General features: G+C 60.2%; 12 protein-coding genes. 3 read left to right on the forward strand and 9 right to left on the reverse strand.

The genetic code is table 11. The features are described 5' to 3' along the window. Window positions 1-31 precede the first annotated feature (31 nt). The 3 genes from B3098_RS24695 to B3098_RS24705 form a co-directional block, all read right to left on the reverse strand. Complete coding sequence (locus B3098_RS24695) at window positions 32-451, reverse strand: hypothetical protein (protein WP_286899636.1); 420 nt, start codon at window positions 449-451, stop codon at window positions 32-34. A gap of 58 nt (window positions 452-509) precedes the next feature. Next, entirely contained in the window at window positions 510-1,133 is a 624-nt protein-coding gene (locus B3098_RS24700) for an imm11 family protein (protein WP_286899638.1), read from the reverse strand. 138 nt (window positions 1,134-1,271) lie between these two features. Further along, a complete protein-coding gene (locus B3098_RS24705) occupies window positions 1,272-2,084 on the reverse strand; it encodes an SDR family NAD(P)-dependent oxidoreductase (RefSeq protein ID WP_286899639.1) in 813 nt (270 codons plus the stop codon). 90 nt (window positions 2,085-2,174) lie between these two features. Here B3098_RS24705 and B3098_RS24710 point away from each other — a divergent pair, with 90 nt between their 5' ends. Continuing rightward, window positions 2,175-2,972 carry an aminoglycoside adenylyltransferase family protein gene (locus B3098_RS24710; RefSeq protein ID WP_286899641.1) on the forward strand — a complete coding sequence of 266 codons (798 nt, stop codon included), beginning with the start codon at window positions 2,175-2,177 and terminating at the stop codon, window positions 2,970-2,972. 180 nt (window positions 2,973-3,152) lie between these two features. Here B3098_RS24710 and B3098_RS24715 read toward each other — a convergent pair whose 3' ends face one another. Next, on the reverse strand, window positions 3,153-4,292 hold the full coding sequence (locus tag B3098_RS24715) for a hypothetical protein (protein ID WP_286899642.1): 1,140 nt from the start codon (window positions 4,290-4,292) through the stop codon (window positions 3,153-3,155). Between the two features lie 189 nt (window positions 4,293-4,481). Here B3098_RS24715 and B3098_RS24720 point away from each other — a divergent pair, with 189 nt between their 5' ends. Beyond that, window positions 4,482-4,691 (forward strand): hypothetical protein, encoded by a 210-nt coding sequence (locus tag B3098_RS24720; RefSeq protein WP_286899643.1) that lies wholly within the window; start codon window positions 4,482-4,484, stop codon window positions 4,689-4,691. Window positions 4,692-5,124: 433 nt separating this feature from the next. Here B3098_RS24720 and B3098_RS24725 read toward each other — a convergent pair whose 3' ends face one another. The 5 genes from B3098_RS24725 to B3098_RS24745 all read right to left on the reverse strand — a co-directional run bounded on the left by B3098_RS24725 (window position 5,125) and on the right by B3098_RS24745 (window position 13,394). Beyond that, window positions 5,125-7,350, reverse strand: a complete 2,226-nt coding sequence (locus B3098_RS24725) for a DEAD/DEAH box helicase (protein ID WP_286899644.1) — start codon at window positions 7,348-7,350, stop codon at window positions 5,125-5,127. Window positions 7,351-7,368: 18 nt separating this feature from the next. Continuing rightward, a complete protein-coding gene (locus B3098_RS24730; protein ID WP_286899646.1) occupies window positions 7,369-8,673 on the reverse strand; it encodes an ATP-binding protein in 1,305 nt (434 codons plus the stop codon). Then, window positions 8,670-11,066, reverse strand: a complete 2,397-nt coding sequence (locus B3098_RS24735) for a TerB N-terminal domain-containing protein (RefSeq protein ID WP_286899648.1) — start codon at window positions 11,064-11,066, stop codon at window positions 8,670-8,672. The genes B3098_RS24730 and B3098_RS24735 overlap by 4 nt, the downstream gene beginning before the upstream one ends. Window positions 11,067-11,845: 779 nt before the next feature. Continuing rightward, a complete protein-coding gene (locus tag B3098_RS24740; protein WP_286899651.1) occupies window positions 11,846-12,790 on the reverse strand; it encodes a nucleotidyl transferase AbiEii/AbiGii toxin family protein in 945 nt (314 codons plus the stop codon). Further along, on the reverse strand, window positions 12,783-13,394 hold the full coding sequence (locus B3098_RS24745; protein ID WP_286899653.1) for a hypothetical protein: 612 nt from the start codon (window positions 13,392-13,394) through the stop codon (window positions 12,783-12,785). The genes B3098_RS24740 and B3098_RS24745 overlap by 8 nt, the downstream gene beginning before the upstream one ends. Window positions 13,395-13,481: 87 nt before the next feature. Between B3098_RS24745 and B3098_RS24750 the strand changes: the two genes are divergently transcribed. Beyond that, on the forward strand, window positions 13,482-13,697 hold the full coding sequence (locus tag B3098_RS24750; protein WP_286899654.1) for a DUF6527 family protein: 216 nt from the start codon (window positions 13,482-13,484) through the stop codon (window positions 13,695-13,697). The last annotated feature ends 216 nt before the right edge of the window (window positions 13,698-13,913 follow it).

A 13,913-nucleotide genomic window follows, 5' to 3' on the forward strand; every position in this document is an offset into this window, starting at 1 on the left:
CCGCGAGGCGGCAATCGACCCAGCTGCCGGGTCACATTCGCCGCAACGATCTTCTGGTCCCGATTGCCGCGTCCTCGCGGCCAGTTGCCACCGAAACGAAATACTGGAATACGTCACCGCCGTGCAACGGGGCCTGTGGAACGAGTTCGATGTCCGCAAGCTTCTCCACATAAATTCTGGAAGCGCCTGCGTACTCGATGGCGACATACTTCTCACCGTAGACCATCGCCCTCTCGACAGGCTTGGCCACGGCGCTTCCCTTCTTCATGCGCAGCACGTCGTTCAACTCACGAGTCGGCTCGACCCGGCAATCGCTGATGGGGCGGCTAAAGGACTTGCCCGAGGGAAAATGGCACGTCAGCACCAGGTTCTGGTGCTTGTCGCTCCAGTGGAGTGTCCAATCGCGGATCTGCCGCGTTTTATCTTCGCCAAGAACGAATACCGATGCCATATCTTTGCTACCCGACACTCCAAGCCAATTGCCGATTTAACAACGCCGATCTGAATGATCACAAATCCGCCGCATCCCGCAGCTCGACCCCATTCAGGTCCGCGGCACACAGCGCGTCATACATTACCCGGTCGACGACCGGGTCGATCGACATCTGCGTCTGATGGAATATGTGCGCACTGCCGATGCGCTCCTCTCGAAACACGAGATTGGCTCCGCCCACAATGCTGTAGTACAGCTCGTCTTCGCCGGTAAAGAAATTCCGGTCGTACTTCTTCTTGACCCGCGACGCTTCCACATCCAGTGCGTCGAGCGTGCGCATCACGCTGCAAAAATAATATTGCGGCCCTGGCGAGCCGTCGGCCTGCGTGTAGTCGCAAGCGCTGAACACAAAGGCCTCGGAATCGACCGACTCGAAGACCTGCTTCAACGGCTCCGAGACGATCCAGATGCCGCACCACTGCTCGAATTGCCGAAGCGCTCCGCCATTTTCAGGAACATGGACGATGTGCGGCCGTTCGCAGTATTGCGAAGGATCGCCGTCGGGCGGGACCATCGTGTACATGCCGGGCCGAATCAGCTTTTCCTCGTTGGCGATCACAATGCCAGGGCCAATACCATCGCGCCAGAGGCTTGCGCTGAGAACGAAGTACTTTCCCTTCTGCGATTCGAACGTCGTCACGTGGGCATTCTCCGGGGCAAGCCTCGCGCGTCTGAACAGCGAGACGTTGAAAGTCGGTACGTGGCAAACCGGCCAGTCAGGCCGGCGTGCGATGGAACCAGAGGGTCATCATCGTAACGCCACCGAGCGCCGCCGCGCTCATTCTGACGGCCGTGTCTGCGTCAACCCCGTAGGCGGCCCGTCGATAGCCGTCCAGCCCGCATCCACCGCCAGGCTGCTCCCCGAGATATAGCTCGCGGCATCCGATGCCAAGAACGCCACCGCAGCGCCCACCTCTGACGGCTGCCCCCAGCGGTTCAGCACGGTGTGGCCGGCGTAGGTGTTGTAGATCTCGGGACGTTCCTTCAGCGGCTCGGTCAGACGGGTCTCGATGATGCTCGGCATCACCGCGTTGACGCGCACGCCGTAGCTGCCGACCTCGGCCGAAAACGCCTTCACCATCTGCTCGATGCCCGCTTTGGTGGCCGCATAAATGCCGAGCCCCGGCTCGATCGTCACGGCGCGCATCGACGAACAGAGGATCAGGCTGCCCGCGCCCTGCTTCATCATTGGCCGGCCGAAATGGCGCATGAAGTGAAAGGCGCCGCGCAGGTTCAGGTTCACCACCTGGTCGAATTCTTCTTCCGTGTAATCGACGATGAGCTTGCGAATGTTCAGCGCCGGGGTTGCCACCGCGATGTCGATCCGGTTTTTTTCATCCAGAACGCTGGCGGCCAATTGCGCGATGGACTCGCCGCTGGCGGCATCGGTCTGCATCCAGTTGGCCGCACCGCCGCCGTCGATGATCTGCTGCGCCGAGATTTGCGCGCCGTCCTCGTCGCGGTCCGCGCACATCACGTAAGCGCCCATCGCGCCCAGCGCGTGCGCCGACGCCTGACCGATGCCGGACGCCGCGCCCAGCACGACGGCGATCTTGCCTTGAAGACTGAAAAGTTGGGGATAGTTGGTCATGAAGCTTCGATGAAAACTGTTATGGAGGCGGATCGCACGCGGGAACCATCCGGCTGGCCCATGGCCCCGACGCTTGGCTATTATCCTTGCATGACCCAAGCTCCGCCCATCGCCATCGCCACGCAGATCGATGACGCCAGACGCGTCATCGACCGCCATCTCGGAACCCGCCTTGCCGCCATCCATCTGTTCGGCTCCGCCGTCGACGGCGGGCTGCAACCACACAGCGATATCGACCTGCTCGTCACCATGACCGAGTCGCCCGACGCGGCCACGCTCCGTGCGTTGGCGACCGAACTTCTGACGGTCTCCGCGCCACCGGGCCAGTCGCCCAGTTTGCGCGCACTTGAAGTCACCGTGATGGCGCTTCAGCATGTCGTGCCTTGGCGCCACCCGGCCCGCCGAGAACTTCAGTTTGGCGAATGGCTGCGCAAAGACTTACTGGCGGGCATCGTGGAGCCGCCCATGCATGACCACGACCTCGCCATCCTGCTGACAAAGGTATTGGGCCACAGCATTCCGATCTTCGGCCCGCCCGCCGACCAGCTTTTTGACGCCGTTCCACGCCAAGATCTGATGCGCGCATTGCTCGACACCGTTGCGCAGTGGAACCAACCAGAGGACTGGGCGGACGACGAGCGAAATATCATCCTGGCGCTGGCGCGCATCTGGTACACGGCTGTGACGAAGGAAATCGCTTCAAAGGCGGACGCGGCGGCGTGGCTGCTGGCGCGGATCGAACCGCAATTTCGGCCGATCCTCAACCACGCGCGGGCAATTTATCTTGGGCAAGCGCCGGACGATTTGGCGCAGCGGCATGCGATTGAAACCGAGGCGTTCATCACTCACGCACGTCGAGTCATCGAGGGTCTTTGCTCCGCCCGTTAATTGCGGAACCGGCGCATGACATTCATTGCGCCCCGCGTCATTGGGAGCTCAGCTGGCCGCTGGCATCGCTGCTAAAAGCGCAGGGAGAGTGCAGGCAACTCGGCGTGCCGCCTGCTCACTATGTTCGGTGCAGCGACTGCCAAACCTGCACATCAAGTCGCTAACTCGGAAGCCGGTCAGTTACTGCTGCGAAGAACCGATCTGCAGAACCGAAGCGTCGCGCTGCATATAGCGGTTCATGATCTGGCTAAGAATCGGATTGCCCACATTCTCCGCCTTTGGCGCAGTCAAGCTGACGACCGCCGCGCACAGCTTGCCAGCCTGGACGGTACGTCCCTTCACATCGGCCTGCACCGCCGCTGCCATGCCCTGCTTCCACGCAGCGCCAACACCATCGACCGCCTGCTGAGCGGCGGCGCAATCTGCATACGACAAAGCAATCACAACGGCCGGCGCATCCTTGACCTGCACATCGGCAATGATGCCCCCAAAGTAAGGCGGAATGCCGCGCCCGCTGGACGCCGCGGCCGCCTGAAGCTTCTGCTTCGCACTATCCAGATCGCCGGGCGATCCCGACAACACCTTGGCCGGATCGACCCCTTGCAGACCAAAAACCGGCGAGATGACGGCCGCTTGCACGATCTTCCCACCATCCGCAGGCACGGCTTCCTTCAACCCGGCCACGGCAGCCGCAACGATCTCGCTGTCCGCAACGGACGGCGCAGTCTGGGACAGCGTCTTCATTCCCGCCGGCCCTGCCGCCTGCACCAACGCTGTATCAAGCGGCAAGACAAACGTCGGCATGCCCATCGTGCCCCGCCATGGCTGCTGCCCGGTGGCTTTGGCCAGATCGGGCTTATTGGGCTCGCCGTTTGCCAACAGGCCGGCCACATCGCTTTCCACCGGCTTGAACTCAGCCTGCTTCAGTCGATCCACAAACTTCGCCGCGGCTTGTTTGTCGTTCAGGCCCCAGTAGGTGACATTGCTGGGCGACTGGCCAAATCCGGCGAAATAGGACAACTCGTCGAAAGCGATATGCGCGCTATCGGACCACTTGTCCAGACCGTGGCCAATGGATTGAAGCGGCGTGATTGCCTGGGCAATGGACAACCGACGCATGGCGTCGGCGGTGGGTCCGGTCTTTTCAAGGCCCCGCCACGCTTGCACGTCCAGGAAAGATATCTGTATCGCTTCAGGGGCGCTCAACACCACCTGCGGTACTTGCTTCAAGGCTTGCTGCAAGGTTTGCGTGCTGTCCGGTGCAGCCACCGACGTGCCACTAACAGACATCAAACCAAGTGCAAGGGCCTTTAAGCGCATCCGATATCTCCTGGGGTGTTACCTAAATGAGATCGGGCAGTATATCAATGGTCTGACACCATTTATGGACCCCCGATGAGCGGCCTCGGCGTTCGACGGCGCCGCCGCGAATCGGATTGTTCTAATTGGCATTCCTCTTCGCGGCCGATTAGCCTCCACAGCACCATCACCGCTATTCGAGCGCGCACCATGACTACCGATGAAACTCTCATGATTGCCACGAACACCGTTCTGATCTTCATTGCCTCGTCCAGCGCCAGAAAGAGTGCGCTATCTGCCAAACCCAACGTTGGACGGACTGCGATCGGCATTTTCCTGGTCTGCTTCGCAACGGTGTATCTGGTTGCGTACTACGTCAGGCTTCTTCCGTTCGACAAAGCCTGCTGTCCGCCACAATAACGGCGCCCATATTCACCTTGGCTTTCTATGGATTCCGCTGGGGATGGTCGCGGAGCAAGAGATAACGAAACACCACCCGCCGTCCGGTCACAAATGCCGAAAGCCCGCGGTTAAGCGGGCTTTCGGCGTCATGCGTACTGCTTGAGGCCGGTTTATGCCGGCCGCAGGATCACTCCCACTCGATTGTCAATGGGGCGGTGGGGAGCGTTGTGTGGCAAGGGTTTCGGGTTGGGGTGGGGAGATTGATACCGTCAGGAATACCGACGGATTGGTCTTGCTGGGGTGAGGCGACCTGAGTGGTTTCATGCATACCCATGTTGGCCCATCGAACTGATAGAGCCCTTCGGGGGCCTTGCAATTGTCCTAATGGGCTGCTTCAGCAGGACAATCGCACTCCGAAAGCAAGGACCCAACGGTATCAGAAATGGGCTCTTCAGAGGGATTCACGGCTATGGAATGCGTGATCACCAGGAAGTGCCCTTGCCCAGGAGAGAGCCTCTTCAAGGTTCAGGTACAGGCTTGCATACGCCTTGCGTAGGAGTCCATCGGGCAAAGCCCAATCCCACTTCTCGCGCTGCAGGTTGCGGACGTCGGCCAGAAGCATGTCAAGCAGCGGAGGCTCATCCACCGCCGCATCGATAAGGGCATCGACGATGCTCTCGATACCCGAAACCCCCTTGAAGACTTCGATGCCCGGGCCGGCCGCATTGGCCGAATAGCCTCGCCGGCGGAGCAGGCAAGCCAGCGCTTCGTTGGCGGCATCCCCAAGCCAGGTCAGAAGCACCACTTCTCGCCCTTGGTCCACCACACATCCGTTCGCCAGATTTCGCTCGGCGTAGTTCGCCCTGCCCTCGGCCAGGAACCGCCTGGCCACTTCATCCAAAAACGGCGGCACCTCGGAGGACTCGAACAATTGGCGCATTCGCTGGTGAACGCGCGTGTGCGTGCGCCCTGTTCCTCCCGAAAACAACGGCGGCGCCCCGCCACCAGAGCGGACGACAAATATGGTTTTTTGCTCCTCGTCGATATCTTCCACCAGCCAGGTCCTGCCAGCAAACAGAATGCGCTGGCCCACACTGAGCATCTGCGATACCGGCAAGGTGCCGAGCGTTTTCCCGCCGCAGACGATGCGGAACTCCTCGTCAGCTGCAAACGCGGCATAGAAGGTGTAGTGGTTGACGAACTTCTCGCCGATACGGCCATGCAGCAGGAGACCGCTGGACTCCTGCATCAGCAGCTCCTTCTGGCCAAGATGGCGAACAAGTTCCACAAACTCACCTTTGTCTAGCCCCGTGAAAGGGGCCCCGGAGGCACAGAACATCGCGTGAAGTTGCCCGATGGACGCTCCGCCGTTCTGTGCCACATAGGACAGCATCTGCTGAACCAGCGTCGACAGGTGAACGCCATGCGCCATGGGTGGTTCGAACCATCCCTCCAGGAGCAGCGAGATCATCGCCGTCACCTTCACCGTCTCCAGCCGGAGTTCGTCGGCGAGCGAGGGCTTCCCGCCAAGCGCGCTCTCCACGCTGTAGCCCCGCAAGATGGCCGGCTCTCCCTTGCGCCGACCCGACCGCCCCAGGCGCTGTCGCAAGCTGGCTACCGACGGTGGCGGGCCGATCTGGGCCACGCTCTTGACGGCGCCAATATCGATGCCCAACTCCAGCGTGTTGGTACAGATAGCCGTCGCGGGGAATTCCTTCTGCTTCAGCGCCGCCTCAGTCTCCGAGCGGATCTCCTTGGACAAACTGCCGTGGTGCGGCCAGAACTCATTGGGCACCTTCTCTTGCGAGCAAAGTTTGTTGAGGAGGTGGGTGTAGCGTTCGACCTCACGGCGCGAGTTCGGGAAGACCAGATTGTTCGTGCCGCGCAAGCCCCGGAACAGATGCAGGGCAATCTTGGCCGGGGTGACAGACTCTGGCTCCTCGTCGCCATCCTCATTGCGCACGGCCAGAGGCTCCTCGTAGCCTTTGACCAGGATTCTCAGTTCACTGTGGGAGGAGTTCGACTCCACCAATGCGACCGAGCCTCCTTGCCCCGGGCGCAGGAAATCGGCAGCCAGGCGCATGTCGCCCAATGTTGCCGAAAGCCCCACACGCGGGACCTGGCGACCGATGACCCACTCGATGCGATGCATCAGGGATTGAAGCTGTTTGCCGCGCTCCGATCCGATGAAGGCGTGAAGCTCGTCGACGACGAAGAACGTCAGCCGGTTGAACACCGCACCGATCGACGAACCTCGATGGCACAACGTTGCCTCCAGGGACTCCGGCGTGATGAGCAAGACCCCTTGCCGCTTCGCCAGGAAGCGTGCCTTGGCCGAGGAAGAGATGTCACCATGCCAGGGCCATACCGGAATTTCCAGTTGCTCGCACAGCCGGTCGAGGCGACCGAACTGGTCATTGATGAGCGCCTTGAGCGGACTAATGTAGACGATGAGCCCCTGCGACTCCGCCTGAAGCAGGTTTGTCAGCGCCGGCAGAAATGCCGCTTCGGTCTTGCCAGCGGCAGTGGCGGCGGCCACGATGACGTCACGGTCCGCTTTGACGATCAGCGGAATGGCCGCCTCCTGGGCATCTCTCAGCGACTCCCAGCCTTCGGCCCATAGGAAACGCTGGATACGCTCGTCTAGCAGGAAGAAGGAAGCGCTGTCGCCGGACATGTGTTCAGACGCGGACCATCACATCTTGAACGAGGCGAACTCATCGCCGTCGTCCGCCTCGACCTGCTGATCAGTCACGCCGCCGTTGTCCGCGGCAACCTCTATGCCGCCCAGCAAGTCCTGCCATGCCGCACCAGGGTTCTGATCGAGCACAGCGAGCATGTTGATGAAGGCCGTGATGGTCGTGCGCGGCGTTCGGAAGTAGGTGTCCCCGATGCGTTTGGAGCAGTGCTCCATGAAGCTGAAGATGCCTTGATCCGGAACGAGAAACTTGTCGGCGTCGCCGAAGGCGTAGACGGAGCGAATTTTCTGCAGCAGGACGTAGAAGTCCTCGGGCGTGAGACTCGACAGCCGGACAACCGGCCCGCTAAAGTCGACCAGGCCATCCGAGGCGAAGGTGTTCTGCGCGAGCCGGCTCTGCAAGGCGGGATAACTGTAGAGTCCACGCCGGGTGTCCAGCAGAAACTCCGGCGTCCCGCCAAGCACAAATCCGAGTCCCACGGCTGTGCCTTGCAGCGAGTCGTTGAGGATGCGCAGGATCTGTTCGTAGTTCGCATTGCGGGCCTGCGTGTTGGCCAGTTTGTAGAGATTGACCAGTTCATCCAGGCCAACTAGCAGGCCCGAAAAGCCGGCCAAGCGCACGAAGCGCGCCATGAGCTTGAGTTGGTCATAGACCTCGGAATCATCGACGATGCTCCGCACGCCGAGAGCCTGCCTGGCATCGGTCTTGGTTGCGAATTCCCCCCGCAGCCAGCGGATGGCATCGGACTTGAGGTTCTCGTTGCCCTCCTCATAGCCACGACAGTAGGCAGCAATGACGTCCGCGAAGTCGTAGCCGTTCACCAGTTCGGTCAGTTGGTCGAGCTTCTGGCGCAAGACCGCCTCGGTCGATTGACTGGATGCCTTGGCCTCCGTCTTGGCCGTGGCGATGAACTTCTCGACGATGCCCGCAAGAGCGCCCCCATCCGGCTTGGTTCGGGTCGACAGGTTGCGCATGAGTTCGGCATAGAGCGAACGGGCCTGTCCGCCACTGGCGTGAAGACGCCGGTCCGGGTTCAGATCGGCCGACGCCACCACGAGCTTCTTCTCTAGGGCCACGGCACGCACCAGATTCAGGAAGAAGGTCTTGCCAGCGCCGTACTCGCCGATGACGACACGGAATGCCGAGCCCCCATCGGCAATGCGGGCGATGTCGTCTACCAGTGTCTCGATTTCCCGGGCGCGGCCGACTTGGATCAGGTGCTGACCGCTGCGCGGCACGACACCCGCACGTAACGATTGGATGACCGCGTCGCGGTCTCTGGGGCGGATCGGTGCGTTCATGCTTCCAGCTTCTCCAGGAGTTCAGGGTTCACCGTCACGACATCCTCGCCCTCTGTGAACGGTATGTCGTGCAAGTCGAAGGCCGCCTCGTTGAGGGCTTCGATGGCTCCATCGACCATCAGGTCCAGGTCGGCGGCGGCGTCGCCGAGCTCGTCCTTTGTCCATTCCGGCCGCGACAACAGCAGGCGCGCGAGCGCGCTGTGCGCCTCGTCCAGGCCGAGCAGTCCTGGTGATGCCGCCTCGGTATTGCCTTCAGGCTCGGGTTCGACAAGCACCGGCCCGGGCGGATTTTCTTCCTTGAAGATTCCCGACAACAGCGCCGATACGGCTTCGGTATCCTTCTGGAGGGCGGCAATGCGCGCGGGATCAAGCTTGAACCCCGTCTCCTCGGCTTTCGCGACAGTCGTCGCCGTTGGCTTTGCTCCTACCGCCACGGCATGCACGTCGGAGAACACCTTTTTGGGCTCAACGCCAAGGACTTTATAGACCTTCTCCAGCATCTTCACTTCCGTTGGCGAAACATCTCCATCGGACTGCGCAACCGTGGCCATGAACGCGGCAATGGTCTCCTTGGCAGCAGCATCCAGCGGTTCCAGCTTCTTTCTAAGCGTGGTCAGTGATGCCGGCGTCGTCATCAGCAGGCGCAGGTGCGCAAGAAGCCGGCGGACATGATTCGGCGTGAGGTGCGCCCAGGACTGCACTTGCGCTCGGAGATGCCCCATTTCCTGGACACTGAACTCACCATCGGCCGCAGCAACGGCCGATGCTAGGTCCAGCGTCAGCACGGCGACTTGGTAAACCGGCGTGGAGTGGCTGGCAGCCTCTCTCGGAGGCACGGCGAACAGCACTACCTTCTCGTCGGGCTTGGGCAGCTTGGCTCCTCCGAGGACATCCGGTTCGATGCCGATGTTCAAGGATTCGAGTGCTCGCGCCAACGCCAGCGTCCGGTCTCGTGTCAAAGTCGTCTTGGCCTCCAGACTGCCGAGCAGTTCCTGGAACGACATGGCGATCATCCCCTCCTCGCCCATGCGTGCCTTCAGGTCATGCAAGGCCTTCTGGGCGCTTTCGGGCCACAGCGTGGCAGGCAATTGCAGCAGCCCCTCCAGCGCATGCCTGCCATCTGGATTCCGCCCCACATAGCGGCTGAACGGCTCCAGCTCCTTCGTGGCCGCCTCGACAACCTGGCGCAACTTGTTGATGGGCCCCGTCAGCACGGTGACGTCGGGCGTATTCCCAAACGACAGGGTCAGGTCCGTGTACCCGCGAAAGCCTGCAGAAGCGGGGCGATGAACTAGCTTGATCTTGGTTTTGTTTCTCGGAAGGGCCAAGCCCTGCCCAAACATCTCGTGGTACTTCGACACGAACAGCTTGTCGAACTCTTCGGGGCAACGCGTTGCAGGCGTTCGCAGGTAGTTGGTCGGGTCCAGCTTAGCCCAGGCCAGTGCCAGTTGCGCCGACACCGGCACGCCATCGACCGCCGCCTGGCCAAGGGCGACACGGATATAGAGAGGCAGTTCGTAAGTCTTGGGAAAACTCGGAATAGGCTTGAGATAGGCCTTCTCGGGGTGCTCGGCCAGAGAGACCCAATCCAGCAGCGAGCCCGCATAGCTTCGGAATGAGCCCGACTTGTCGCCATAGATGTCCAGCAACCGACGCAGTTCCGCTGCAATCACAGGCCAGTCGGCCTTGGCTGCGTCGTCCTTCGAGGCATCCAGAATGGCGCGGCGCTCCAACCCGTAGAAGAAGATGAAGACGTACCCAACATCGGCCTCGGGATCCTGCCTGCCGCCTGCCAGCCAGTTCAGATAGGCGCGACGGGCGGAAGGTGAAATCTCCGAGTAGCTCGGCCAGTAGCCCATCTGCCGCTCTGTGTAATCGCCATTGGATGCGACAGATTTCGACGGATCGATGAGGCATGGATCATTGCCACCCGTGGAGGCGGGCAGCGACGTGCCGACATAGATGAGGCCGCCGGGAATCGAGACGCCCCCGAGTTCAACCGCCTCTCCGGCAGGAACCCAGGCTCCGGGGCCGAAGCGCTTGGGCGCGGCCGGGATGCGAAACGACGGTGTGGCAGATGCTGGGCTGGCCGCTACCGCTACAGGCTGTTCATCGGCAGAGAGTCGGCTGGACACGCGCGCACTGACCGCCGGGCTCGGCGCAACCGGCGCGCCACGCTCGGGACAAGGAACAGCGCGAGCAGGACGAGCGGCCTCCTGAGCACCGCCCTGGGACTTGAGATAGAGATAAATGCCAACGCCGATGGCGGCGAGCACGCCGACCCCGATCCAGATCTCGCGCGGAATAGCAGCCAACAGCGCCAATAGTCCCACGATGACTGCAACAATGCCCCCACCTCCTCCTGATTTCCTTCGCCTCGCCATGCTTTGCATCCTCCTACCGCCGCAAACTATTAGTTACGAATTTTATGCACAGCAACTAGAAACACCCAACGTCTTTATTCGCATTTGGGAAGAAGTGCAATCTTAATATTAGTGGTGACCGCCTCGGTCCTCCCTCCTGGACGAGTGAATTGGACGTCTTACTGCAAAAGGCACGCAACGGCTAATTGCACAAGAGGAACGCGGCTCGCTTCTCGTCGCCGGTCAGTTCGATTGCTATGGCCAGTACCTGAGCCATCTCCCATAGGTGCTGCTGCAATTGTCGCGTCTTCGGTCCCCCACCAATGGAGTCCACAGACAGAGTTCCGCAGGATTTAGCCGCGCACGACACCTTGCATCTCATCCTTCGCGGCTGCGATCCGGCTCAGGCTCAGACGCTGACGTGATTCGAGGACGTGTCCCGCCGAGAAAGCTGTTGGCCGAAAGGAACCAGTAGGCTAGGCCCCAGCCATCCCTGGCATCTCCAAAGACCTCCAGTATGGTCTCCAGCCCTTAAAACGCTGCCACCCTGCCCAAACCAAAGCCGGGGAAATAATCGACACCATCGCGGCGAATCGTAAAACTCCGCCGTTCTCGCACCCATTGCCTAAATAGCTCACTCAGGCTGGCCTGATTCGATTCAATATGTTCGGCAATCTTGGGCTACGGTCAACCAATCCGCGCTCTCCAGCACGGCTTTTCGTGATCACTCCAGCATTGCTGCTTCTTTGAATTGGTTCTGTATGAAGAGGTTGGGTGCATGCCGCTGTTGGGAAGAGCTGATCAACAGCTCACATCACGTCGATGTGCTCATGTATTCGGGCCACGAGCGCATCGAAATCAGGCTGCCCCTGGTAATACAGCGCTCGCGTCTTGCGGTACTCCAGCGCGAAGCGCTCACGTTGTGCAGCTTCAGCAAGGACAAAGGCCTGGTTTCGTGCAATCACCTGCTCATCACCGCTCCGAAAGCGCTGCGCCTTGCGCTCTCGGTAGGCCGGCTCCCGCATGAATGCCTGCACCTCCTCCAAACCCAGAAGGCAGTACACGTCATAGTAGTGCCGAAGGAAATTCCCCGGAAATGCGTCCGATTCACCCAAGCGACGATACTTGGTGGAAATTGTCTGAAGCTTCTCGACGAAAGTGTGCGTGGGCGCATAGCAAGGTACCGCGACTGCACGGTTGTCGAACACGTGTACGCCGCGATCTCTGGCAACATCGAAAGCCCATGACGAGATCGTGACAGCTCGATTGGGTGCCGTATCGTCAAACCCAAGCTCCAACAAAATTCCATCTTTGACGCCTGCCAATGCCGATACGCTTGGCGTGTATATCAAGCGGATGCCGGCGCTGCGCATCTTGTCGTCGTCAAATTGCGTGTCGCGCTCAACGTTGCCGATGCCTGGGATACTGATACGTGCCACCAGCTCGTCGTAATACGTACGGCGCGAAAGTACGTGCGCTGGCTTGTCTTGATTGCGTCCCGTCTTAACATCCATGTCGGCGGGCGGCTCTATGCGAATATCGATGTCTTCGGAAAAACGGTGGATGACACCAAAGCCCTTCGAGAGCGACGTCCCTCCCTTTAGTTCAAACTGGAAGCCCTGTGCCTGCAAACCCCACAGGCAATGCATGATCCAGTAGTCTTTTTCGACCAACATAGGATCAAGCCCTCGTTCGTCAGCGACAAGCGCAAGCAACTGACCAAAGTCCTTCCGCGCGTGCAGGAAATCAGGCACTCATCCACTCCCGCAGGCGCTTGCGCGTCGCCACATTGCCAAAACTGTCGGCAGCTCGCTGCAGCCGGACTGAGTCGAACGAGGACAGCTTGCCACGCGCTTGGCGCAAAACGGCATCACGATCCTCGGCCAACTCTTCAAGGTTGTTTAGCAGATCGACATACAGAAACTCGGGCGTTAGCTTCTTCGGGAAGCGCGGCTTCATTCGGAAATCGAAATGCCGGTTGCCAAGTTGGAAAACACCATGGCGCTTGTGGTTGTAGACCAAGGTGCGGTTATAGAGCTGAGTGGTACCAAGACCCACGGCGTTGTAGGCCGAGGGTGAAAACACCAAAAAGTCCTTGTCACGAAGAAAGCCCCCCACCACTTGGTCATCAGTTGGTGGCAGCGGGCCAAAGCTGGACTGCTTCGGCGCGTGGTAGAGGCCCTGAGCAAGTTTTTTCAGCTTTCCTGTGGCTATCAGCGCACGGAGATGCCTATCCACTGCAGTGGACAGACGTGCCAGGTCCTCGCGCCGATAGACACGACCGGCTTGCAGCTCATCGGCAAGATGAGCTGCGGCCCCTCGAAGGGGCTCAACGGCGGATAGTGCGGTTGCAGACACGCCTGATTTCTCATTGAAATTTCATGCATCTTACCGCATTTTATAGCTGGGCAAAGCCGAAATCCCTGCCGGCGAGCGTGGCTAGTGATGGATGGCGGAGTGAAGAAATGGGCATGCCTAAGCTGTCCAGGCGGATCCGGTGTGCAAATATCGCTTTCACTGAATCCAGAACGCCGTCCACGTTGGGAGGTTGAGCATAATTTGGGGACGCGCCCAACGGTTTCGCCTTTGATCGATCAGCAGAAAATGTGCCGATGCCACTTTTTGATCCGGAAGGGGCCGATCGAATGGTGCAAGACTTGAGTACTGGCTCGTTCGGCGACGCGTCTTTTGAAAGATGTACTTTAGCTCTGAACTGCGCATCGAATGAATGAGGAAACGAGAGGTACAGGCCCTGGGCGTGCCGCCTCCCAGTAGAACGGTGGCCAGAAACGCGGCGAGAACATGAGCTCGTCATAGAAATATCTTGTCAGGCTGCACCTTCTTCACTAATTCACCGTTTGACCAACCATCCATTAC

The organism is Achromobacter sp. UBA2119, assembly GCF_002331005.1.
GTDB classification, from domain to species: domain Bacteria; phylum Pseudomonadota; class Gammaproteobacteria; order Burkholderiales; family Burkholderiaceae_B; genus Achromobacter; species Achromobacter animicus.